This is a genomic window from Burkholderia sp. AU45274, assembly GCF_030482505.1.
Taxonomy (GTDB): Bacteria; Pseudomonadota; Gammaproteobacteria; order Burkholderiales; family Burkholderiaceae; genus Burkholderia.
On record NZ_JAUJQE010000004.1, the window covers coordinates 596,543 to 619,717 of the forward strand.

The window sequence follows — 23,175 nt, forward strand, 5'->3', positions numbered from 1 at the left end:
CCGTGAATACGGAACTCGATGCCACCCGTCCCGCATTCGGCGCCGCCGGCCTGCTGGGCCGCCTGCGTGCGCTGCTGGGCGCGCCGGCCGGCGGCCGTATCGGCACGGTGAGCCGGCTCGCGATCGACGGCTTGCCCGATGCGTGGACGCAACTGGAAGCCGGCGGCCTGTACGCGATCTACGCGGCCGGCGGCACGCCGGCCTGCGACGCGCTCGTGTGGGAGAGCGCGCGACAGGCGCGCACGCGCGACGTGACGGTCGTGCTCGCGCGCGACGCGGCCCACGTTGCCGACCAGATGCAGGCGCGCGGCTTCGCGGGCGGCGCGCAGCCGGCCGGCTGGCCGCGCAACCTGAACGTGCTGGCGATGCCGCCCGCGGCCGAGCCGGCCAACGGTGACAACCCCGGCGCCGGCGCAACCGCGGACGCCCCGCGCCGCGCGCCACCGGGCCCGTTTGCACGACTGACCGGCGGCCTGCGCGCGCTGAAGCGCTACGGCTTTCGGGCGCGCTCGCTGTATTTCGTCGAGGGCGCGCAGCGCTGGTTCAGCTGGGACGACCCGATCGCGCTCGCCGACGAGGCGCACGCACTCGCCGACTGGTGCCGCACGCGCCGGATCGCGCTGGTGCTGCTGCTCGATCCCGAGGCGACCCGCGCGGACGGCGCAGCACGCACCGACGATGCGCCGCTCGTGCGCGATGCGGATCGCACGCCGCGCAGCGGTTTCCACGGTATCTGCTCGGGCGTCGCGCAGTTGCAGCGCACGCACGGCGAGCTGCTGTGGGTCGTCGATTTCTGGCGGGCGGGCGACACGCTCGCGGCCGGCGAAGTGCGGCCGCTGCGCTTCGCGCCGGGCGGCCGGCTGTCGGCGAACGTCGACGGCGGCGCGACCGAGCCCGCGCACCGGATGAAGCTCGCGAGCGACGAGGATCGCGTCGTCGTCAGCCGCGCGGTGCTCGAAGGCGCGAACCGCGTGCCGGACGGCTGGGAGATCGTCGAAGACAACGCGGCCGTCGTCGCCGCCTGCGCGCATGCGCAGGCCGCCACCGCGGTGCTCGTGTTCCGCTCGCATGCGCAGCTCGAAGCGCTCTGCGCGGACGTGCACGCATTGCGCCGGCAGTGCGGCGGTGCGCTGAAGATCGCGGTCGTCGAGCGCGGCGAAGTGCTGCGCCAGCAGTTCGAGATGCTCGTGCTGAGCGTCGGCGCGAGCCGCGTCGTCGCGCGCGACCTGCCGGTCTCGCGGATGCAGGCCGCCGTGCACGCGTTGCGCGGCCAGCTCTATGCGCGGCCCGTCGCGGCCGACTATCGTGCAGCGCTCGCGGCCGCGCTCGGCGATTCGGTGCTCGGCTACCTGCCGGTCGGCGCGTTCTGCCTGCGGATTCGCGCGGTGCTCGATCGCGGCGCCGTGCTCGCGCTGCCGCACACGCTCGCGAAGATCGCGCTGCTGCCGGGCGTGTCGCACGTCGACGCGCTGCGGTGTTGCCGGCCGCGCCGCGCGGGCGACGTCGTGACGGCCGATGCCGCGCACCTGTACGTGTTCCTGTTCGCGTGCGAGCCGGCCGATGCGGAGGACGCGCTCGCGCGCATCTTCGACGTGCCGGTCGACACGCTGTCCGACCGCGTCGTATGCCTCGGCCACGGCAGCATCGACACCGAGCTCAACGCGCTGAAGGCGGAGAACCGGCGCGCACCGATCGCCGACTACAGCGACCTGTTCGCGGCCACGCAGCCGGCGGGCGCGACACGCCAACCGTCGGTGCGCACCGACCTCGGCGCGGCGGTGCCCGACGCGGGCGAAGTGAGCGGCGCGATCGACGCGATCGATACGATCGTCGCGCTCGAGGCGATCGGTGCGACATCGACGGCCGCGGCTGTCGACGCATCGGCGCCGGAACCCGTCATTCCCGCCGCGCGCAAGCGCAGCGCCGTCCGCAGCGCGATGCCGCTGCGCAAGGAGGGAGTCGCATGATTGCCGAAATCGTCATCGGTTTCATCGTCGGCATCGTGATCGCGGTGCCGGTGTGGATCGTCGCACAGCACCTCGGCATCGGCCGCGGTTTTCATGCGCCGCGCGGCATCGACCGGCACGACGCGGTGCCATGCGAGCTCGTGCCGGTCGCGCTGCGCGGGCGGCTGCTGCCCGATGCGGCGCGCGGCGAGCGCAGCGGCGAGGCGGCCCGATGAAGACGATCGCTATTGCGTCGACGACGGGCGGCGCGGGCCGCACGACGCTCACGGCCGCGCTCGCGGTGCTGCTCGCGCGTCGCGGCCGACCGGTCGTCGCCGTCGAATTCGATGCACAGAACCTGATGGGCGCGACGCTCGGCCTCGACTCGCTGGCCGAGCATGGCCTCGCGCAGAGCCTGCTCGGCGGCGGCGAGCCGTGGCATGCCCATACGTGGCGCAACGCCGACGGCGTGCTGTTCGTCCCATACGGGCAGGTCGACGCGGCCGGCGCCGCCGCGTGCGATGCGCGGCTCGCGGCCGATCCCGCGTGGCTCGCGCGCGCGCTCGACGAGATTGCGCTGCCGGCCGACGGCGTCGTGCTGATCGACACCGCGCGCTATCCGTCGACGCAGGCCGAGCAGGCGATTCGCCGCGCGGACCTCACGCTCGTCGTCGTGCCGCCCGAGCCGACCGCGTGCGCGACGACGGCCGCGCGGCTCGGCGCGCTGCGGGCCGGCGGCGGCGAACTGCAGATCGTCGTGAACCGGCTGAATCCGGCGCGCGACATGCAGCGCGACGCGCTCGGCATGCTGCGCGCGGTCGCGGGGCCGGCGTCGATGCTCGAGCAGCGCATCCACGTCGATGCGGCCGTGCCCGAAGCGCTCGCGCGCGGCAGCTGGATCTTCGACGACGCGCCGTATTCGCAGGCGTCGCACGACCTGAACGGCGTCGCGAACTGGGTCGATGCGTGGCTGGCGGCAGGCGCCGCCGGTCGCCGCGGAGCGGCGCGATGAACGCGGGCTTCGCGCTGCGCCTGCGTGCGCTCGGCCGTCGTGCGGCCGACTGGCTCGCACGCGGCATCGGGTTGCCGGCGCAACGCACGCTGGTCGACTGGATCGTGCGGCTGTTCTTCCACGCGCCGCCGCCGGGCCGGCCCGATCACGTGCGCCGCTGGGTGCGCGTCGCGTCGCTGCGGCTGGCGCAGGAGTGGGGCGTGCTGCAGCCGCTCAGCCCGCGCGAATGGCTGTGGCGCGCGATCGTGCGGGCGCCTCGCTCGGCGGAAGGCCGGCCCGCGCGCGATCCGCTCGCGTGGTTCGACCGGTATGTCGTGCCCGTCTACGTGGCCGGGCGCGCGGTCGGCCGGCGCATCGACGCGCTGCTCGCGCGCCTGCCGTGGGTGCGCTGGGGCGGCTGGCTCGATGCGCGCGCGAACGGTGTCGGCCGGCACCGCTGGCTCGCACCGCTGCTGCTGGTGGCCGGCGCGCTGCTGTGGGCCGCGGCCGGGATGTCGCCGCTGATGCCGGGCGCGCAGTTCGCGTTCTTCGCGATCGTCGCGGTGCTGGCGCTCGCGCTGCGCCGCCTGCCGGGCCATCTGCCGACGCTCGCGCTCGCGTCGCTCGCCCTGCTCGCGACGGTGCGCTACATGTGGTGGCGCACCACGCAGACGCTCGATTTCCGCAGCCCGGTCGAGGCCGTCGCCGGCTATCTGCTGTACGGCGCGGAAGCCTATACGTGGATGATCCTGCTGCTCGGCTTCGTGCAGACCGCATGGCCGCTCGACCGGCCGATCGTGCCGCTGCCCGACGACCCCGACACCTGGCCGACCGTCGACATCTACATCCCGACCTACAACGAGCCGCTGTCGGTCGTGAAGCCGACCGTTTTCGCCGCGCAGAGCATCGACTGGCCGACGGCCAAGCTGCGCGTGTATCTGCTCGACGACGGCAAGCGCCCCGAATTCGAGGCGTTCGCGCGCGAGGCGGGCATCGACTACGTGACGCGCGACGACAACCGCCACGCGAAGGCCGGCAACATCAACCGCGCGCTGCCGAAGACGCACGGCGAATACATCGCGATCTTCGACTGCGATCACGTGCCGACGCGCTCGTTCCTGCAGACGACGATGGGCGTGTTCCTGCGCGACCCGAAGTGCGCGCTCGTGCAGACGCCGCACCATTTCTTCTCGCCCGATCCGTTCGAGCGCAACCTCGGCACGTTCCGCGAGATCCCGAACGAAGGCAACCTGTTCTACGGCCTCGTGCAGTCGGGCAACGACCTGTGGAACGCGACGTTCTTCTGCGGCTCGTGCGCGGTGCTCAAGCGCAGCGCGCTGGAAGAGGTGGGCGGCGTCGCGGTCGAGACCGTGACCGAGGATGCGCACACGGCGCTCAAGCTGCACCGGCGCGGCTATACGTCGGCCTACCTGCCGACCGTGCAGGCGGCCGGCCTCGCGACCGAAAGCCTCGCGGGCCACGTGAAGCAGCGCACGCGCTGGGCACGCGGGATGGCGCAGATCTTCCGCATCGACAACCCGTTCCTCGGGCGCGGGCTCGGCCTCATCCAGCGGATCTGCTACGGCAACGCGATGCTGCACTTCTTCTACGGGATCCCGCGGCTGGTGTTCCTGACGATCCCGCTCGCGTACCTGTTCTTCCACCTGTACTTCATCAACGCGTCGGCGCTCGCGCTCGCGAGCTACGTGATCCCGTATCTCGTGCTCGCGAACGTCGCGAACTCGCGGATGCAGGGGCGCTACCGCCATTCGTTCTGGGCCGAGGTCTACGAATCGGTGCTCGCGTGGTACATCGCACTGCCGACCACCGTCGCGTTCTTCAGCCCGAAGCACGGCAAGTTCAACGTGACCGACAAGGGCGGCAAGATCGACGAAGGCTACGTCGACTGGTCGACGTCGAAGCCGTATCTGGTGCTGTTCGGGATGAACGTGCTCGCGATCCTCGCCGGCCTGTGGCGGCTCGTGGCCGACCAGGGCGACGAGGCGTCGACGATCCTGATCACGCTCGGCTGGACCGTGTACAACCTCGCGATGCTCGGCGCGGCGCTGGCCGTGGCGCGCGAAACCAAGCAGGTGCGCGTCACGCACCGGATCGCGATGCGCGTGCCGGCCATGCTGCTGCTCGCCGACGGGTCGACCGCCGCGTGCTTCACGAGCGACTACTCGACCGGCGGCCTCGGCCTCGAAGCGGTGCCGGGCCTCTCGCTTGCCGTCGGCGACACGCTGACGGTGTGCGTGACGCGCGGCGACCGGCCGTTCCCGTTCCCGGTGCGCGTGAGCCGCGTGACGCCGACCCATGTCGGCGTGAGCTTCGACGAACTCACGCTCGAACAGGAGCGCCAGCTCGTGCAATGCACGTTCGGCCGCGCGGACGCGTGGCTCGACTGGCACGAAGGCCAGCGGGTCGACACGCCGCTCGGCGGGCTGAAGGAAGTGTTGCGGATCGGCCTGGACGGCAACGTACGGATGTGGAAGGGTGCGGCGCGCGGCCTGCTGGCCATGCTGGCGCCGAAACTCGATCGGGCGCGCGACTGACGCGGCGCTCATCATGGAGTGGGTTAGATGACGTTCTGGAATCTGTATTTCATCCTGAAGTTCGCGCTGTTCGCGACCGGGCACCTGCAGCCGTTCTGGCTCGCGAACCTCGCGTTCGCGGTGGCGCTCGCGGCGAGCGCGCCGATCCGGCGGCGCGCGTGGCGCATCGTCCGGCAGGTCGTGGCGATCGCGATCGCGGTGCCGCTGCTCGCGCGCGAGATGCATGCGCCGCCGCTCGCGCGGCTCGCCGAAGCCGCGCGCGAAGTGAGCACGTTCCGCCTCGAGTACTGGATGGAGCTGCTGCCGCGCCTGCTGCCGCCGGTGCTGCTGCTGACGGTGGCCGGCGCGCTGATCGTCTATTTCATCGTCAATCGCTGGCTGCGCGTCGCGACGTTCGTGCTGGCCGTGCTGGTCGTGATGCCGCTGTGGCAGGCCGGCAGCGGGCTGATGGCGCGCGTCGTCGCACCGCTTCCGCAGCAGGCGAGCGCCACGGGCACGACGCTCGCCGGCCAGCCGGAGGATCACAACGCCGCGCTCGCGACGTTCCGCACGCAGGAATCGCAGCGGCAGGTCGCGTTCGGCCATCTCGGCAACGATCCATCCGCGCAATTCGACGTGATCGTGCTGCACATCTGCTCGCTGTCGTGGGACGACCTCGATGCCGCGAAGGTGCGCAACCATCCGATGCTGAGCCACTTCGACTACCTGTTCAATAACTTCAGCACGGCCGCGAGCTACAGCGGCCCGGCGGCGATCCGCGTGCTGCGCGCGAGCTGCGGGCAGGAAGCGCACGCCGACCTGTACAAGCCGGCGCCGCAGCAGTGCTACCTGTTCTCGCAGTTGGCGAGCGCGGGCTACAAGGTGCAGTCGCTGCTGAACCACGACGGCCACTTCGACAACTTCCTGCAGGTGATCCACGACAACATCGGCGTGCCCGACGCGCCGCCGGTGTCGAACGCGGCCGCGCCGGTCGCGATGCACGCGTTCGACGGCTCGGAGATCAAGAGCGACTACGCGACGCTCGCGAACTGGTACGCGCAGCGCGCGTCGGTGCCGGGCCCGGTCGCGCTGTACTACAACACGATCAGCCTGCACGACGGCAACCGCGTCGTCGGCAGCGCGCTGACGAGCATCGACTCGTATCCGCAGCGCGTGACGAAGCTGATGGACGACTTCGATCACCTCGCCGACCTGATCGCGCAATCGGGCCGGCGCGCGGTGATCGTGTTCGTGCCCGAGCACGGCGCCGCGCTGCGCGGCGACAAGTACCAGGTCGCGGGCCTGCGCGAGATCCCGACGCCGCGCATCGTGCACGGGCCGGTCGGCGTGCGGCTCGTCGGCTTTACCGGCAACCACGGCGCGACGACCGTGATCGACCAGCCGACCAGCTTCCTCGCGCTCGCGCAACTGCTGTCGAACCTCGTGTCGAACAGCCCGTTCAAGCCGGGCACGACGCTCGCGCAGTACGCGGCCGACCTGCCGCGCACGCGGATGGTGGGCGAGAACGAGGGCACGGTGACGATGCAGACGGCCGCGGGCTACGCGGTGAAAACTCCGGATGGCGTATGGATCGACGAACAGTGATGCTCCCCGCCGACAGCGACGATGATCGCCTGTCGCAACCGAACGACGTGCTCGGCCTCGCGCGGCATTTGCCCGCGCTCGATCCCGAGCGTTACGTCGACGAGCAGGCGCGCCGCGCGTTCATCGAGTCGCTCGACCGCTGGCCGACGCTCGCGAAGCTGATGGGATTGAAGCGGTAAACGCGCGACGGCCGGCATGGGAGCCGGCCGTTGCTTGCATGCGTGCGAACCCGCTTGCCGCGCGTTGTGACCTTACTGCGCCTTGCGTTCCGGCTGGCGCGTCCACTCGTGTTCTTCGCCCGGCACCTTGCCGAAGGTCTGATCGGCCCACGCTGCACGGGCCGCATCGATCTTCGCGCGCGCGCTCGATACGAAATTCCATTCGATGAACCGCTCGCCCGGCAGATGGGCGCCGCCGAGCAGCATCACGCGGGCGCCGTTCGTGCTGGCGAGCGTCACGGTCGCGCCCGGCTCGAGCACGGCCATCGTCGCGGCGGCGAGCGGCGTGCCGTCGATCGAGAGATCGCCGTCGACGAGGTACACGCCGCGCTCCTCATGTTCGGCATCGAGCGCCAGCGTGCCGCCTGCCGCGAATTCCGCAACCGCATAGAGCGTGGGCGAGAACACGGCAACCGGAGACGTGAGCCCGAACGCGGTGCCCGCGATCACGCGCACGCTCGCACCGTCGCGCGTGAACGACGGCAGCGTGTCGGCCGCATGATGGACGAACGCGGGCGCGGTGTCTTCATGCTCGACCGGCAGCGCGACCCAGGTCTGGATCCCGTGGACCGGCTGATCGCGCGGCCGGTCTTCGTCGGGCGAGCGCTCCGAATGCACGATGCCGCGGCCGGCGGTCATCCAGTTCACGTCGCCCGGCACGATCTTCTGCCGGCAGCCGAGGCTGTCGTGATGCATCAGCGAACCGTCGAACAGGTAGGTGACGGTCGCGAGGCCGATGTGCGGATGCGGCAGCACGTCGATGCCGCGGCCGGCCGGCAGCACGGCCGGCCCCATCTCGTCGAAGAAGATGAACGGGCCGACGAGGCGGGCGGCGCGCGCGGGCAGCACGCGGCGCACGACGAGGTTGCCGATGTCGCTTTCGCGCGGCGTGAGCAGGGTCTTGATCGAGGCGGACATGGTGGGGATCTGGTAGTCGAGGCGGGGCGCGTCAGGCGATCGCCGTGTCGATGGTGATCGGATGCGTGAGGATCTTGTGCACCGGGCACGCGTTCGCGATCTGCAGCAGCCGTTCGCGCTGTTCGCCGGACAGGTCGCCTTCCAGCGTGATGCGGCGCACGATCGTGCTGCCCGCGCTGCCCGATTCGTGCGCGAGCTTCACGTGCACTTCGGTGAGCGGCCAGCCCTTGCGCTGTGCGTACATTTTCAGCGTGATCGCGGTGCACGCGCCGAGGCTCGACAGCAGCAGCGTGACGGGCGCGGGCGCCGCATCGCCGCCGCCGAGCGACGCCGGTTCGTCGGCGCGCCACTGGTGGACGCCATCGCTGAAGTGGACGAGGTAATCGACGGAGCCGATGCTCGCTTCGACGGACAGTTCGCTCATTGCAGTTCCATGTGAAAAAAGGGGAGGCCGGCGGCCGGGCCGGGCGTCACGGTTCGAGCAGCCGCTGCAGCCGCAGTTCCTCGAAATCGAGTTCCGATTCGATCCGGTGCAGCACGGCGTCGTCGACCTTGCCGTCGCGATGCAGGTCGAGCAGCGCGCGGCGCGACACGCCGACGAGGTCGAGTTCGACGCGCAGCATGCGCGCGCGCACCTGGGCTGGCTCGGCGCCGTGGCGATGCGCGCGCTCGTTGAAGGTGACGCGGTTCCGGTATTCGGCGAGCAGGCGGTCGAGCGACGGCCGCTCGAGGGTCGGGCCGCGCTGTTCGAGCGCGTCGAGTTCGGCGAGCGCCGCGCCGAACGCGTGTGCGCGCACCGCATGCTCGGACATCGTGTGCCGCGCGGCCGGGCGCAGCTTCAGCACGCGGATCAGCGGCGCGAGCGTGCCGCCCTGCACGACGAGCGTGGCGATGATCAGCAGGAACGTGCTGAACAGGATCAGGTCGCGGCCGGGGAAGTTGGCGGGCAACGCGATCGCGGCCGCGAGGCTCACGACGCCGCGCATGCCCGACCAGCCGAGCACGACGGCCTCGCGCCACGACCACGGTGCGTGGCCGGCGCGCGGCGCGCGCAGGCGGCCCGGCAGCCACATCGCGACGAACACCCACACGATGCGCGCGGCGATCGTGGCGGCGGTGGCGGGCAGCGCGACGCGCAGGCCGGCCATCAGCACCGCGCCTTCGTGGTTCACGCGCGCGAGGATCGCGTGCAGCGCGAGGCCGATCAGGATGAACACGAGCGCGTCGAGCACGAACACGATCGCTTCCCAGGTCGCCTTCGCCTTGATCCGCATGTCGGCGTCGAACACGCGATGCTGGCGCACGCCGAGCACGAGCCCGCAGGTGACGACCGACAGCACGCCCGAGCCGTCGACGGCTTCCGCGATCCCGTAGCTGCCCCACGCCATCGCGAAGGTCACGACGATGCCGAGCATCGGGTCGCGCAGGCGCGGCAGCACCCAGCTCATCGCATGGCCGCACGCGAGGCCGACCGCGATGCCGATCAGCGTGAGCGAGAAGAACAGGCCGGTGGCGCTCGCGGCCGTGATCGACACGGCGAGCGCGGCCGACACGGCCATCTGGTACAGCAGCAGGCCCGACGCATCGTTGACGAGGCTTTCGCCTTCGAGCACCGCGACGAGTCGCGCGGGCAGCGGGTGGCGCTGCAGGATCGCCTTCGCGGCGACCGCATCGGGCGGCGACACGATCGCGCCGAGCGTGAAGCAGGCGGCCCATGGCAGCGCCGGGTTCACCGCATGCACGGCGAGCGCGACCGCGACGGTCGTGAACACCACGGCCCCGAGCGCGAGCGACGCGATCGATGCGAGCTCCTGCCGGAATTCCTTCCACGCGGTGTAGAACCCGCTCGACATCAGCAGCGGCGGCAGCACGGCCGCGAGCAGCAGCGCCGGGTCCATGTCGGGCACGCGCTTGCCTGCAACCGCGACCACGCAGCCGCCGAGCAGCAGCACGACGGCCGGCGGAATCGAGATCCGTTCGGCGAGCCACGTGAGTGCGCCGGCACCGCAGATCAACAGCAGCAGGTAATGAAACAGTTCGACGTTGGTCATGCGTGGCCGGTGATGAACGATTGCGTCACGACGGCTTGCGGTCGTTCGTGGTGCCGCCGGGCAGCGCGCCGAACATGTGCTGGCTGCACTTCGCATCGCGCCATGCGGTGTTCAGCCGGTGGCCCGCGAGCATGCGTCGCGCGACCGGCAGGATCTGTTCGCCGGCCAGCATGCCGAGCAGGCCGGTGAGCGCGATGATCGGCGGGGCCGGCGAGTTCACGCCGAGCGCGCCGTAGATGACACCGGCGAGGACGCCGGCGAGCAGCGACAGGACATAGGCTTTCATGATGGGCGTCTCGTGGTCTCGTGATCGAACGACGGGTGGCGACGAGTGCATCGTCGAGGTCCCTCGAAGCGTATCGGGTTTACGTGAAGAAAAAAAGGGCGGATTGCCCTTGGGCGACCACCTATTCTGGAATCCGAGTGATTCCATTTTTTGGGTGTTCGTATCAGAGGATTGCGGTTTTAATGAATCGAGACGGACGAAGCAGATCAAGCGTCGTACCCAACTCGAATCCTCCCGCGTTCGCGGCGAGGCAAGATTCCCCTTCCGTTCCAAGGATGATCACGCCATGAGCAACCCGAAGCTTGAAGTACTTACTCCGCAGAACAGCCAGGTGATCTTCATCGACCAGCAGCCGCAGATGGCGTTCGGTGTGCAGTCGATCGATCGTCAGACGCTGAAGAACAACGTCGTCGGCCTGGCGAAGGCCGCGAAGGCGTTCAATATCCCGACCACGATCACGACGGTCGAAAGCGACAGCTTCTCCGGTCACACGTATCCGGAGCTGCTCGACGTCTTCCCGAACCAGAAGACGCTCGAACGCACGTCGATGAACTCGTGGGACGACCAGAAGGTGCGCGACGCACTGGCCGCGAACGGCCGCAAGAAGGTGATCGTGTCGGGTCTGTGGACCGAAGTCTGCAATACGACGTTCGCGCTGTGCGCGATGCTCGAAGGCGGTTACGAGATCTACATGGTGGCCGACGCATCGGGCGGCACGTCGCAGGCGGCGCACGATTTCGCGATGCAGCGGATGGTGCAGGCCGGCGCGGTGCCCGTGACCTGGCAGCAGGTCATTCTCGAGTGGCAGCGCGACTGGGCGCGTCGCGACACGTACGACGCGGTGATGGCGGTTGTGAAGGAGCATTCGGGCGCGTACGGGATGGGCGTCGACTACGCGTACACGATGGTCCACAAGGCCGCGCAGCGTACCGCGACGCCGCACGAGTCGATCCCGGCCGTGCCGGCGAAATAACGGGCGACCGGCGGCGGGCGACCGGCTGCGGGCGCCGTATCCGATGCAAGCGGCGGCCCGCGGCGATCCGCCGGCCGCCGCCCGCTCAGGCCGCGGGCAGCGCCCACGGCGCGTGCGAGAAATGTTCGGCGAGGAAATCGAGCAGCACCGTCACGCGCGCGGCACGCAGCATGCCGGGCGGCGTCATCAGGTTGACGTTGACGTCGGCGATCCTCCAGTCATGCATGACTTCTTCGAGTACGCCGCGCTGCAGTTCGTCCCACACCAGGAACTCGGGCTGAAGCGCGAGGCCGTGGCCGGCGATCAGTGCGGGGACGATCACGTCGGCGTTGTTGGTGCGGATGCGCCCGTGCACGTTCACGCCGAAGTCGTCGCCCGAGGCCGGGTGGCGAAAACGCCAGTGCTCGGGCGTCGGCAGGTTGGTGTAGGTGAGGCACACGTGCTTCTCGATGTCACGCGGATGCGTGGGCCGGCCATGCCGGGCCAGATACGCCGGCGACGCGACGAGCGGACGGCGCACCGCACACAGGCGGCGCGAGCGCAGCGACGAATCGCTGAGCTCGGCAATCCGGATCGCGACGTCGAACCCGCCGGACACGATGTCGACGATGTGGTCGGTGAGCACGAGGTCGATATCGACGCGCGGATGGCGCTCGAGAAACGCGGGCAGCAGCGGCGACAGATGGCGCAGCCCGAACGACATCGGCGCGTTCACGCGCACGAGGCCGTGCGGTTCGAGCGCTTGCGCGGACGCCTCGCTCTCGATCAGCTCCGCATCGGCGAGCAGGCGGATCGCACGGTCGCGCAGCAGTTCGCCGGTCGGCGTGAGCGACAGCTTGCGCGACGTGCGGTACAGCAGCATCGCGCCGAGGCGCTTTTCGAGACGCGCGATCGCCTTCGAGACGGTCGGTTGCGACACGCCGAGGAGCTCGGCGGCTTTGGCGAACGAACCGAGCTCCGCGACGCGCGCGAAGATGGCCCAGGCTTCGAGATCAGGAAGGTGTTGCATGGTCGGACAGAGTGGCAGGGAAGCGAAGTGGATACGGCGGCGCAGCATGCGGCCGGCGCGATGCGGCTCATTCTAATCCGGCCGGGGAGAATAATCGTTATGGAATCTTATCTATTGTCGCTGGCGGCAGGCGTGCTGATCGGCGTCGTGTACAGCGTGATCAAGGTGCGCTCGCCGGCGCCGCCGCTCATTGCGCTGATCGGCCTCGCCGGCATGCTGATCGGCTCGCAGGCCATCGGCTCCATCCGTCACTGGCTCGGCTTCTGACCGTATCGAGGACATATTAATGAGTGCAACTGATAATCAACCGGATCTGATCCTGCACAACGGACGCATCACGACGCTCGACCGTGCGAACCCCGTTGCCACTGCGGTCGCGATCAAGGACGGCCGCTTCGTCGCGGTCGGCAGCGACGCGGAGGTCATGCCGCTCGCGGGCCGTGCGACGAAGGTGGTCGACCTCGGCTGCCGCCCGGCGCTGCCGGGCCTGACCGACAACCATTGCCACGTGATCCGTGGCGGCCTGAACTACAACATGGAGCTGCGCTGGGACGGCGTACGCTCGCTCGCGGTCGCGATGGAGATGCTCAAGCAGCAGGTTGCGATCACGCCGGCGCCGCAGTGGGTGCGCGTGGTCGGCGGCTTCACCGAACACCAGTTCGCCGAGAAGCGCCTGCCGACGATCGACGAGCTCAACGCGGTCGCGCCCGATACGCCGGTGTTCATCCTGCATTTGTACAACCGTGCGCTGCTGAACGCGGCCGCGCTGCGTGTCGTGGGTTATACGAAGGACACGCCCGAGCCGCCGGGCGGCACGATCCTGCGCGACGCCGCGGGCAATCCGACGGGCCTGCTGCTCGCGAACCCGAACGCGACGATCCTCTATGCGACGCTCGCAAAAGGCCCGAAGCTGCCGTTCGAATATCAGTACAACTCGACGCGCCACTTCATGCGCGAGCTGAACCGGCTCGGCGTGACGGGCGTGATCGACGCAGGCGGCGGCTCGCAGAATTACCCCGACGATTACGAGGTGATCCGCAAGCTGCATGACGCGGGCGAGATGACGATCCGGATCGCCTACAACCTGTTCACGCAGAAGCCGAACGCGGAGAAGGAAGACTTCGTCAACTGGACGAAGAGCAGCAAGTACCACGACGGCACCGATTACTTCCGCCACAACGGCGCGGGCGAGATGCTGGTGTTCTCGGCCGCCGACTTCGAGGATTTCCGCGTCGCGCGCCCGGACCTGCCGGCGCAGATGGAAGACGATCTCGAAGGCGTCGTGCGCGTGCTTGCGCAAAACCGCTGGCCGTGGCGCATGCATGCGACCTACGACGAAACCATCAGCCGTGCGCTGGACGTGTTCGAGAAGGTCAACAAGGACATCCCGCTCGAAGGGCTGAACTGGTTTTTCGATCACGCGGAAACGATCTCCGAGAAGTCGATGGACCGGATCGCGGCGCTGGGCGGCGGCATCGCGGTGCAGCACCGGATGGCGTACCAGGGCGAGTACTTCGTCGAGCGCTACGGCGCGCAGGCGGCCGAAGCGACGCCGCCGGTCGCGAAGATGCTGTCGAAAGGCCTCAAGGTGTCGGCCGGCACCGACGCGACGCGCGTGGCGTCGTACAACCCGTGGGTGTCGCTCGCATGGCTCGTGACGGGCAAGACGGTGGGCGGGATGCGCCTGTATCCGCAGCGCAACCTGCTCGATCGCGAGACGGCGCTGCGGATGTGGACCGAGTACGTGACGTGGTTCTCGAACGAAGAGGGCAAGAAAGGGCGCATCGCGGTCGGGCAACTGGCCGACCTGATGGTCCCGGATCGCGATTTCTTCACGTGCGCGGAGGACGATATCGTCGATACGACGGCGCTGCTGACGGTGGTGGGCGGCCGGATCGTGTGGGGGGCGGGGCCGTTCGCGTCGCACGACGCGCCGATTCCGCCGGCGATGCCGGACTGGTCGCCGGTGCGCGCCTACGGCGGCTACGATGGCTGGGGCGCGACGCAGCGCGACGGCGCACCGCTGCAGCGCGCGGCGGCTGCCGCGGCGATGTGCGGTTGCGCGAGTGCGTGCGGCCTGCACGGCCATGCGCATGCCAGCGCATGGAGCCGCGCGCTGCCGACCTCGGACGCGAAGGGCTTCTGGGGCGCATTCGGCTGCTCGTGCTGGGCGGTCTGACATGACGGCGCGCACTGCCCATGGCAACCCGGCATGGATCCGCGCGCTGCTGTCGCAGCCGTGGGTCCTGCCGCTCGCGCGTCTGGCGCTCGTTTCCGCGTTCCTCATCGGCGGCGTCAACAAGGCGATGCACTTCGGCGATGCGGTGGCCGAGCAGGCGCATTTCGGCCTGCAGCCGGCCGCGCTGTGGGCGGCGCTGGCGATCGTGGTCGAGATCGTCGGCTCGTTGTGCGTGGTGTTTCGCCGCTTCACGTGGCTCGGCGCCGGCGCGCTCGGCATGCTGACGCTGGTCGCGATGGTCGTGGCGAACGATTTCTGGAACCGCTCGGGTGCCGAACATTTCATGGCACTCAACAGCTTTTTCGAGCATCTTGGGCTGATCGCGGCCCTCGTGCTTGCGACCGTGCTCGGCGATGCACGGCAACCGGCCGATGACGGCCGCTCCATCCGATGACAATGAAACAACCAGGGAATCCCGTGATGAAATCCATTCGTTCCGTGCTGCTCGCCGCGCTGTTCGCGGGCGGTCTTGCCGTCGCACCGGTGGCGTTCGCGAAGCCGCCGGTGCCGCCGGCGGCCACGCCGACGGTGGCCGTCGGCCCGCAATACGACACGACGCACGTGTGCGTGGCGCCGGAAGACTTCGACCGCTTCACCGACAGCTTCGTCGCGACGTTCGGCGGCAAGAAGTCGAAGCAGGGCGTGTTCCAGGTCACGCCCACGCCGAGCCAGACGATGTCGCAACTGGTGCTCACGCCGGTCGGCACGGTCTCGGTGTTCGGCTTCAAGACACCGATCCCGTATCCGTTCTGCGCGGAGCGCACCGGCTATCTCGTCACCGACATGGACGTCGCGATGAAGACGGCACGCGCACACGGCGCGGACGTGATCGTCGACACGTTCCCCGATCCGATCGGCCGCGACGCGATCATCCGCTGGGCCGGCGTCCTGAACATGCAACTCTATTGGCATACCGAAGCGCCGCGCTACGACGCGCTGGAGACGGTGCCCGAGAATCGCGTGTACGTATCGCCGGAAAGCGTGCGCAAGCTGGTGCACGATTTCGTGAAGTTCTCGAACGGCAAGGTGGTATCCGACACCCTCAAGGCGCCGGGCATCGAGATCGGCCGGCCGAACGACACGTATCGCCGCATTCGCATCGAATCGGGCTTCGGCAAGATGACCGTGCTCGTGACCGACGGCCACCTGCCTTACCCGTTCGGCCGCGAAATGACCGGTTACGAAGTGCACGATCTCGCCGCGACGCTGGAGAAGGCCAAGGCAGCCGGCGTGACCGTGCTCGTGCCGCCGTTCACGTCGGACGGCCGTGACGCGGCGCTCGTGCAGTTCCCGGGCGGCTACGTCGCCGAGATCCACGCGAGCGCCGCGCGATGAAGCACGAGGACACGATCCTTGCCGCGGTGGCCGGCTTCGTCGACACGCTGAGCTTCGTCGCGCTGTTCGGGCTGTTCACCGCGCACGTGACCGGCAACTTCGTGCTGATCGGCGCGGGCATCGCGGGCTTCGGCCAGGGTGTCGTGCTGAAGCTCAGCGTGTTTCCCGCGTTCGTCTGCGGCGTGATCGCGAGCAGCCTGATCGCGCGGTCGATGTCCGGGCGGCCAGCCTGGCAGGGCACGCGCACGCTGCATGCGGTGCAGGCCGTGCTGCTGCTCGGCTTCTGCGCGGCCGGCGTATGGGCGACGCCCGTCACGCAGCCCGACAGCCTGCCGGCACTCGTGGCCGGCATCGTCGGCACGTTCGCGATGGGCGTGCAGAACGCGCATCCGCGCGTGATTGCGCGCGCCGGCGGCGTGCCGAACACGGTGATGACCGGCAACGTGACGCAGGCGATCCTCGACGTCGTCGACATGCTTTCCGCCGGCACCGCCGAGGCCGCGCGCGCGGCGGCGCGGGCGCGCTTCGGCAAGATGCTGCCGGCGATCGTGGCGTTCGCGCTCGGTGCCGCATGCGGCGCGCTCGGGTTCCGCTTCGTCGGGTTTTTCGCGCTGCTCGCGCCGGTCGGCGCGCTCGCGACGCTTGCCCTGTGCGCGGCACAAACGGCGGGGACGACCACACAGGAGCGCGCATGATCGAGCGGGGAGGGGGGAGACATCACGGCCAGCACGCCGCACGGGCCGCGCGCGCGTCGATCGTCGCGGGGCTGCTGTTCGCGGGCGCCGACGCGGCATGCGCGCAAACGGCGCCGGCATCGACGCCGGCTTCCACGCCGGTGCAGGAGCCGGCGCCGGCCGCGTCATCGGCAACGCCAACCGCCGCTGCCGCATCGACCTGCACGGCCAAGCGCCCCGTGGTGCTGTTCAACCGCTGGCAGGAAGACTGGTCGGTGCTCGCGAATCCGTGCGTGCCGCGCGCACCCCTCGACGGCCTGAAATATCTTCCGCTCGGCAACGATCCGGCCTCCTATCTGTCGCTCGGCGTGAACCTGCGCGAGCGTCTCGAGACCAATGACGCGCCGCTGTTCGGCATCGGTTCCGCGCAATCGGATACGTACCTGATCCAGCGCATCGAAGTGCATGCCGATGCGCATCTCGGCCAGCACTGGCAGTTCTTCGTGCAGTTGCAGGACGCCCGCGCGTTCGGCAAGAACACCGTGTCGCCGGTCGACAAGAACCCGCTCGATCTCGAGCAGGCGTTCGCGACCTACACGGGCGCGCTCGGCGGCGGCACGTTCAAGTTCCGCGTCGGCCGGCAGGAGATGGCGTTCGACTTGCAGCGGTTCATCGCCACGCGCGACGGCCCGAACGTACGGCAGGCGTTCGATGCGGTCTGGGCCGTTTACGAGTACCAGAAATGGCGCTTCATCGGCTATGCGACCCAGCCGGTGCAGAACCGCAACGCGTCCGATTTCGACGACGTGTCGAATCGCGACCTCACGTTCAGCGGCGTGCGCTTCGAGCGGCAGTCGGTCGGGCCGGGCGACCTGTCCGGCTACTGGTCGCGCTACAACCGCAACAACGCACGGTTCCTCGACGCGAGCGGTCCCGAGCATCGCGACGTGTGGGACGTGCGCTACACGGGCACGCTGGGGCACTTCGACTGGGATCTCGAAACGATGCTGCAGACCGGCACGGTCGGCAACGCGACGATCGGGGCGTGGGCCGTGGGGTCGATCGCCGGCTACAAGCTCGATGCGCCGTGGTCGCCGCGCATCGCGCTGCAGGTCGACGCGGCGTCGGGCGACCGGCATCCGCACGACGGCCGTGTGAGCACCTTCAACCCACTGTTTCCGAACGGCTATTACTTCACGCTGGCCGGCTATACGAGTTACGCGAACCTGATTCACGTGAAGCCGTCCGTGACGCTGAAGCCGTCGGCGAACCTGTCGCTGCTCGGTGCGCTCGGCTTCCAGTGGCGCGAGACGACCGGCGATGCCGTCTATCAGCAGCCGAACATCCCGGTGCCGGGCACGGCGGGCAAGGGCGGGTTGTGGACCGGGATGTACGTGCAGCTGCGCGCGGACTGGACGATCGCCGCGAACCTGATCGGTGCGATCGAGGCCGTGCATTTCCAGGTCGGCGATGCGATCCGCCAGGCGGGCGGGCACAACGCCGACTATGTCGGCGTCGAGCTGAAGTATGGGTGGTAGCACGCGCGGCGCTGCGCGTGCGCCGGCGAGGCGCTGCCCGATGCGTGGTGCAGGATGAATGCGCGTGTGCAGGTGCTCGCGTATTCGGACGAGATGCTGATCGTGCGCTGGCTCGCGCCGGGCGGCGCGGAACAGCGCTGGGCGCCGGCGCGTGCGCTGCGCTCGGGCCACTGCGCGCTGTCCGGCGAGAAGATCGTCTGCGGCGACGCCGTGTTCAGCCCGCGCGGGCGGGCGCCATTCGAATCGAAAGCGATGATCCTGGCGGCGGCGCTCGACCGTCCGCGCGTGTCGACGGTTCGCCCGCACGTCCAGGTGCTCGAGCGCTCGGCGCAGCTGCTGGTCGTGCGCTGGGTCGAGCCGGGGCGTGCGCATTTCGGCGAGCAGCACTGGAAACCGGGGCGCGCACGGCAGGCCGGTGTCTGCGTGCTGTCGGGCGCGCGGATCGCGTGCGGGGACGACGTGTTCCGCCCGAGTGGGCGCCCGACGCCGCCGAATGCGCGCGCGATGATCCTGGCCATCGCACTCGATACCGCCGGGCTGAAGCACGGCGGGTGATGCGACGCGCACGTGCCGATGTTCGCATGGGTGCGTTTGCGCCATGACACAGGGCGGCCGAAGCCGCCCTGTGTCATGAGGTGGCCGGCATCGCGCCGGCCGGTTCATTGCAGAGCCGCCAGGCCGTTACAGGTTCGGCGACAGTTGCAGCGCGTTCGTCAGGTCGCCCATCGGCTGCCCGCCGTTGGCCTTCAGCGCGTCGTCGCGCTGTTGCAGGCCCGCGAGGCGCGGCAGCGAGAAGCGGCGCGTGATGAAGCGCAGGATCGAACCCGTGTCGTACTGCGTGTGGTCGACGAAGCCCTTCTTCGCGTACGGCGACACGATCAGCGCCGGAATGCGGGTGCCCGGGCCCCAGCGGTCGGCATTCGGCGGCGCGGCATGATCCCAGAAGCCGCCGTTTTCGTCGTACGTGACGACCACGACCATGTTCTTCCACTGCGGGCTTGCCTGCAGGTGCGCGATCACGTCGGCGATGTGCTGGTCGCCGGAGGTGACGTCGGTGTAGCCCGGGTGCTCGTTCAGGTTGCCTTGCGGCTTGTAGAACGCGACCTGCGGCAGCGTGCCCGCGTCGATCGCCTTGATGAACTCGGCGCCGTTCGCGCCGCCGTCGAGCAGGTGCTGCGCGCGGCTCGCGGTGCCCGGCGCCTGGTTCGCGAAGTAGTTGAACGGCTGGTGGTGCGGCTGGAAGTTCGGCGTCGACAGATCGGCACCGTAGATCACGTTCGACGTGCCGTTCTGGCTCGCCTGCAGCGCCTGGCCCCACGCGCCGCCGTACCATGCCCACGACACGCCCGCATTGGTCATCAGGTCGCCGATGTTGGTCGCCGTCTGCGGCGGCATCGTCGACGGGTTGGCCGGGTCGGCGAGCAGCGGATCGCCGCCCGTGGCCGCCTTGTTGCCGCTCGGCTGGTACGCCGGCTGCATCGTGTTGATGCCGTAGAAGTCAGGCGTCAGCGCGCCGTCGTTGACGAACTTGGGCGGCCCGCTCAGCGCGGAGGCCGGCGAGTTCGCGGCGACCTTCAGCGACTTGCCGTCGGCGTTCAGGACTGCGATCTTGCCGGCCGCCGGGCTCTTGTCCGCGTTCGCATAGAACGGCGCGCACGCGCAGATCAGGTACTGGTGGTTCAGGAACGAGCCGCCGAACGCACCCATGAAGAAGTTGTCGGCCAGCACGTACTGCTGCGCGACCTTCCACAGCGGCAGCTTCGACGGATCGGCGGTGTAGTGGCCCATCGTCAGGCCGCCCGCATCGGTCCACGCGGCATACATGTCGTTCTTGCCGCCGTTGATCTGCATCTGGTCCTGGTAGAAGCGATGCACGATGTCGCGCGTCGCGATGCTCATCGACTGGTTGAAGCCTTTCGGATCGTCGATCGCGAACGGCGTGTTCGGCAGGTTTGCCGTCATCGCCTCGGTCACCGCCGGCGTGATGCCGGTCGCGGTCAGGCCGCCCCAGATCTTCGGCAGCGTCGCCATCGTCGAGCCGTCGCGATCCTTTTGCACCGAGTTCGCGGCCGTTGCGTTCTGCAGGCCGTTCGCGCCGGGGAAGTTGCCATACAGGTTGTCGAAGCTGCGGTTTTCCGCATAGATCACGACAACGTTCTTGACGGCCGACAGGCCTTGCTGCGTGACATCGTCGCCGCCGCAGGCGGTCAGGCTGAGCGCGGCCGCGAGGGCGATCGGCGTATAGCGAATCCAGGCGTGCTTCTTCATGCGATGTTCTCTCTTTCGTCGTTTGTCGCGTGTGGGAACCGGGTTGATGTACGGCCGGTGCGGGCACTGCGAGGCACCGACCGGTTGCGCGCATTATCTGGAACCGATTTGACAGGCGGGTGTAGGGCCGCTTTCAATTGACTGTCGGTGGAACGTCATGCAACGGTCATGGAACTGACATAAGCTCCGGCCGATTGCCCACCGCTACAAGAAGAACGACGATGCACAGCCTTCTGAAACCCCTCGCGTTCGCGCGATCGTTGACCCCTGCCGCGGCCGCGCTGGCGCTGGCCGCCGGGCTCGCGGCGCTCGCCGGCTGCGATGCGCGGCCCGGCGCGACTACGTCGGCCGCGTCCGTCGTGCCGGCGGCGCAAGCGGCCCCGGCCGCTCCCGCGGTCGCGCCGGCCAGCCAGCCGCAGACGCGCGCGCAGGTATTCGAGGGCGTCAAGCAGATGACGGCGCTCGGCAAGCAGCTGTTCTTCGATCCTTCGCTGTCGGGCTCCGGCAAGCTCGCGTGCGCGTCGTGCCATAGCGCCGAGCATGCGTTCGGGCCGCCGAACGCGCTGTCGGTGCAGCTCGGCGGCGACGACATGCACCGCACGGGCTTTCGCGCGGTGCCGTCGCTGAAGTACCTGCGCGGCATCCCGCCGTTCAGCGAGCACTTCCACGATTCGCCGGACGAAGGTGACGAAAGCATCGACGCGGGTCCGACCGGCGGGCTGACCTGGGACGGCCGCGTCGATACGCGCGATGCGCAGGCGCGCATTCCGCTCACGTCGCCATTCGAGATGAGCAGCTCGCCGGCGAGGGTCGCGCAGGCGGTTCGCGCCGCACCTTATGCGGACGCGTTCCGCAACGCGTTCGGCGCTCAGGTGCTCGGCAACGACCAGGCGACCTTCGACGCGGTGCTGCGCGCGCTCGACGCCTTCCAGCAACAGCCGGCGCTGTTCGATCCGTACACGAGCAAGTACGACGCGTACCTGGCCGGCCATGCGCAGCTCACGCCCGCGGAACTGCGCGGGCTGCAGCTGTTCAACGACGAGAAGAAGGGCAACTGCGCGAGCTGCCACATCAGCCAGCGCACGCTCGAAGGCGGCCCGCCGCAGTTCAGCGACTTCGGGCTGATCGCGGTCGCGGTGCCGCGCAACCGCGCGCTGCCCGTCAATCGCGACCCGCGCTTCTACGATCTCGGCGCCTGCGGCCCCGAGCGCACCGACCTGAAGGGCCGCGACGAATTCTGCGGGTTGTTCCGCACGCCGTCGCTGCGCAACGTCGCGCTGCGCAAGACGTTCTTCCACAACGGCGTGTATCACTCGCTGGAGGACGTGATGCGCTTCTACGTCGAACGCGACATCCATCCGGAGAAGTTCTATCCGGTCGTGCACGGCAAGGTGCAGATCTACGACGATTTGCCGAAGCGCTACTGGCCGAACATCAACCGCGAGCCGCCGTTCGACCGCAAGCGCGGCGACCAGCCGGCGCTGAACGCGGCCGAGATCAAGGACGTGATCGCGTTCCTCGGCACGCTGACTGACGGATATCAGCAAACGGCCGCACCGGCCAAGCCGTAGAGGCATGCATTACAGCACGCATGCTATGCTCGCTCGCTGACGGGCGTGGTGCGTACCGGATGGCCGGCTCCCGGTTCGCCGGTATGCACCACGCCGTTCGATCGAACATCCAAGGAGAAAAAACATGTCGATGCGTGCATCCCTTTCCGTCGTCACGCGCGTGCTGGCCGGCGCCGCGTGCGCAGCCGCGATGCTGCCCGCCCATGCACAGAACAACCTGAACTTCCTGAACGACACGCCGATCAGCTATTTCAGCAAGACCGACCGCGCGTCGCTGTCGAAGGCGGTCGTGCAGGTGCGCGACGAAGGCAAGGACGGCGAGACCACGACGTGGCAGAGCAGCGGCCGCGGCACGCAGATCGATGCGAAGCTCACGCCGAGCACGACCGAGACGGACGGCAAGACCTGCCGCGAAATCGCGACCGAAATCACCGCGAAGGGCCAGACGATGACGCTCAAGCCCGTCTATTGCAAGACGGCCGCGGGCAAGTGGCAGCTGCAGAAGCGCTGAGCACGCGCGTGATGAAGCGGGGCGCCGCGCCGCGCACGGTGTCGTGCGGCGTCGTGATCCTCGATGCGGCCGGCCGCGTGTTCCTCGCGCACGCGACCGATACCACGCACTGGGACATCCCGAAGGGGCAGGGCGAGCCGGGCGAGACGCCGGCCGACGCGGCGCTGCGTGAACTGCTCGAGGAAACCGGCATCGTGATCGGCGCCGAGCGGCTGCTCGATCTTGGCCGCTTCGCGTACCGGCACGACAAGGATCTGCACCTGTTCGCGGTGCGCGTGGCCGACGACGAAGTCGATCTCGCGCACTGTACGTGCACGTCGCTGTTTCCGAGCCGCCGCGACGGCTCGATGATTCCCGAGATGGATGCGTATCGCTGGACCCCGCCCGGCGACATCGACGCGTATGCGAGCCGCAGCCTCGCGCGGCTGTTTCGCACGAAGCTGTCGCTCGCGGACTTGCATCGGCGGTTGATGGGTCCGTGACCTCGGCATGCATAAAAAAACCGGCG

General features: G+C 69.1%; 23 protein-coding genes and 1 pseudogene. 18 read left to right on the forward strand and 6 right to left on the reverse strand.

Annotation, left to right across the window (positions count from 1 at the left end; genetic code table 11):
• The first annotated feature begins 2 nt into the window (after positions 1–2).
• From bcsE to QZM35_RS18610, 6 genes are read left to right on the forward strand one after another with little or no spacing between them, the layout of a single operon-like run.
• The gene (gene bcsE, locus QZM35_RS18585) at positions 3–1,967 is read left to right on the forward strand and encodes a cellulose biosynthesis protein BcsE (RefSeq protein ID WP_301776587.1); all 1,965 of its coding nucleotides are present in this window, start codon (positions 3–5) and stop codon (positions 1,965–1,967) included.
• Positions 1,964–2,182 (forward strand): hypothetical protein, encoded by a 219-nt coding sequence (locus QZM35_RS18590; RefSeq protein ID WP_174975617.1) that lies wholly within the window; start codon positions 1,964–1,966, stop codon positions 2,180–2,182. The genes bcsE and QZM35_RS18590 overlap by 4 nt, the downstream gene beginning before the upstream one ends.
• Complete coding sequence (gene bcsQ, locus QZM35_RS18595; protein WP_089425130.1) at positions 2,179–2,958, forward strand: cellulose biosynthesis protein BcsQ; 780 nt, start codon at positions 2,179–2,181, stop codon at positions 2,956–2,958. The genes QZM35_RS18590 and bcsQ overlap by 4 nt, the downstream gene beginning before the upstream one ends.
• A complete protein-coding gene (bcsA, locus tag QZM35_RS18600) occupies positions 2,955–5,492 on the forward strand; it encodes a UDP-forming cellulose synthase catalytic subunit (RefSeq protein ID WP_089473240.1) in 2,538 nt (845 codons plus the stop codon). Before bcsQ ends, bcsA begins: the two co-directional genes overlap by 4 nt.
• A gap of 27 nt (positions 5,493–5,519) precedes the next feature.
• Positions 5,520–7,076 (forward strand): cellulose biosynthesis protein BcsG, encoded by a 1,557-nt coding sequence (gene bcsG, locus QZM35_RS18605; protein ID WP_174975614.1) that lies wholly within the window; start codon positions 5,520–5,522, stop codon positions 7,074–7,076.
• A complete protein-coding gene (locus tag QZM35_RS18610; protein ID WP_089425132.1) occupies positions 7,058–7,255 on the forward strand; it encodes a hypothetical protein in 198 nt (65 codons plus the stop codon). The genes bcsG and QZM35_RS18610 overlap by 19 nt, the downstream gene beginning before the upstream one ends.
• A gap of 72 nt (positions 7,256–7,327) precedes the next feature.
• On the opposite strand, the gene QZM35_RS18615 is transcribed toward QZM35_RS18610, so the two are convergent.
• Genes QZM35_RS18615 through QZM35_RS18630 form a run of 4 tightly spaced genes read right to left on the reverse strand, consistent with a single transcriptional unit; the run spans position 7,328 to position 10,549 of the window.
• Entirely contained in the window at positions 7,328–8,212 is an 885-nt protein-coding gene (locus QZM35_RS18615; protein ID WP_301776588.1) for a pirin family protein, read from the reverse strand.
• Positions 8,213–8,243: 31 nt separating this feature from the next.
• Complete coding sequence (locus QZM35_RS18620) at positions 8,244–8,636, reverse strand: OsmC family protein (protein WP_011351699.1); 393 nt, start codon at positions 8,634–8,636, stop codon at positions 8,244–8,246.
• A gap of 46 nt (positions 8,637–8,682) precedes the next feature.
• Complete coding sequence (locus QZM35_RS18625; RefSeq protein WP_301776589.1) at positions 8,683–10,263, reverse strand: sodium:proton antiporter; 1,581 nt, start codon at positions 10,261–10,263, stop codon at positions 8,683–8,685.
• Positions 10,264–10,288: 25 nt separating this feature from the next.
• Positions 10,289–10,549 carry a XapX domain-containing protein gene (locus tag QZM35_RS18630; RefSeq protein ID WP_174975612.1) on the reverse strand — a complete coding sequence of 87 codons (261 nt, stop codon included), beginning with the start codon at positions 10,547–10,549 and terminating at the stop codon, positions 10,289–10,291.
• Positions 10,550–10,835: 286 nt separating this feature from the next.
• Between QZM35_RS18630 and QZM35_RS18635 the strand changes: the two genes are divergently transcribed.
• Positions 10,836–11,522, forward strand: coding sequence for a hydrolase (locus QZM35_RS18635; RefSeq protein WP_089430945.1), 687 nt, complete (start codon positions 10,836–10,838; stop codon positions 11,520–11,522).
• Between the two features lie 85 nt (positions 11,523–11,607).
• Here the strand turns inward: QZM35_RS18635 and QZM35_RS18640 are convergent, their stop codons facing one another.
• On the reverse strand, positions 11,608–12,531 hold the full coding sequence (locus QZM35_RS18640) for a LysR family transcriptional regulator (RefSeq protein ID WP_089425137.1): 924 nt from the start codon (positions 12,529–12,531) through the stop codon (positions 11,608–11,610).
• A gap of 99 nt (positions 12,532–12,630) precedes the next feature.
• On the opposite strand from QZM35_RS18640, the gene QZM35_RS18645 reads away from it, so the two are divergent.
• From QZM35_RS18645 to QZM35_RS18680, 8 genes and pseudogenes are all read left to right on the forward strand, one after another.
• Positions 12,631–12,798 carry a DUF1427 family protein gene (locus QZM35_RS18645; protein WP_089425138.1) on the forward strand — a complete coding sequence of 56 codons (168 nt, stop codon included), beginning with the start codon at positions 12,631–12,633 and terminating at the stop codon, positions 12,796–12,798.
• Between the two features lie 19 nt (positions 12,799–12,817).
• A complete protein-coding gene (locus QZM35_RS18650; protein WP_301776590.1) occupies positions 12,818–14,710 on the forward strand; it encodes an amidohydrolase in 1,893 nt (630 codons plus the stop codon).
• Between the two features lies 1 nt (position 14,711).
• Positions 14,712–15,164, forward strand: coding sequence for a DoxX family protein (locus QZM35_RS18655; RefSeq protein ID WP_089425140.1), 453 nt, complete (start codon positions 14,712–14,714; stop codon positions 15,162–15,164).
• 26 nt (positions 15,165–15,190) lie between these two features.
• Positions 15,191–16,105: a glyoxalase gene (locus QZM35_RS18660; protein ID WP_089425141.1), complete on the forward strand. Its 915-nt coding sequence runs from the start codon at positions 15,191–15,193 to the stop codon at positions 16,103–16,105.
• A complete protein-coding gene (locus QZM35_RS18665; RefSeq protein ID WP_089425142.1) occupies positions 16,102–16,800 on the forward strand; it encodes a YoaK family protein in 699 nt (232 codons plus the stop codon). The genes QZM35_RS18660 and QZM35_RS18665 overlap by 4 nt, the downstream gene beginning before the upstream one ends.
• A complete protein-coding gene (locus QZM35_RS18670; protein WP_301776591.1) occupies positions 16,797–18,317 on the forward strand; it encodes an alginate export family protein in 1,521 nt (506 codons plus the stop codon). Before QZM35_RS18665 ends, QZM35_RS18670 begins: the two co-directional genes overlap by 4 nt.
• A 93-nt stretch (positions 18,318–18,410) precedes the next feature.
• A pseudogene (locus QZM35_RS18675) lies at positions 18,411–18,581 on the forward strand (DUF3331 domain-containing protein); the annotation flags it as partial.
• On the forward strand, positions 18,570–18,872 hold the full coding sequence (locus tag QZM35_RS18680; RefSeq protein WP_254600309.1) for a DUF3331 domain-containing protein: 303 nt from the start codon (positions 18,570–18,572) through the stop codon (positions 18,870–18,872). The pseudogene QZM35_RS18675 and the gene QZM35_RS18680, both read left to right, overlap by 12 nt.
• A gap of 126 nt (positions 18,873–18,998) precedes the next feature.
• On the opposite strand, the gene QZM35_RS18685 is transcribed toward QZM35_RS18680, so the two are convergent.
• The gene (locus QZM35_RS18685) at positions 18,999–20,585 is read right to left on the reverse strand and encodes an acid phosphatase (protein ID WP_174975609.1); all 1,587 of its coding nucleotides are present in this window, start codon (positions 20,583–20,585) and stop codon (positions 18,999–19,001) included.
• Positions 20,586–20,806: 221 nt separating this feature from the next.
• Between QZM35_RS18685 and QZM35_RS18690 the strand changes: the two genes are divergently transcribed.
• From QZM35_RS18690 to QZM35_RS18700, 3 genes are all read left to right on the forward strand, one after another.
• Positions 20,807–22,156, forward strand: a complete 1,350-nt coding sequence (locus QZM35_RS18690) for a cytochrome-c peroxidase (protein WP_301776592.1) — start codon at positions 20,807–20,809, stop codon at positions 22,154–22,156.
• A 124-nt stretch (positions 22,157–22,280) separates the two neighbouring features.
• On the forward strand, positions 22,281–22,667 hold the full coding sequence (locus tag QZM35_RS18695; protein WP_089425147.1) for a hypothetical protein: 387 nt from the start codon (positions 22,281–22,283) through the stop codon (positions 22,665–22,667).
• A gap of 11 nt (positions 22,668–22,678) precedes the next feature.
• On the forward strand, positions 22,679–23,149 hold the full coding sequence (locus tag QZM35_RS18700; RefSeq protein ID WP_089431395.1) for an NUDIX hydrolase: 471 nt from the start codon (positions 22,679–22,681) through the stop codon (positions 23,147–23,149).
• The last annotated feature ends 26 nt before the right edge of the window (positions 23,150–23,175 follow it).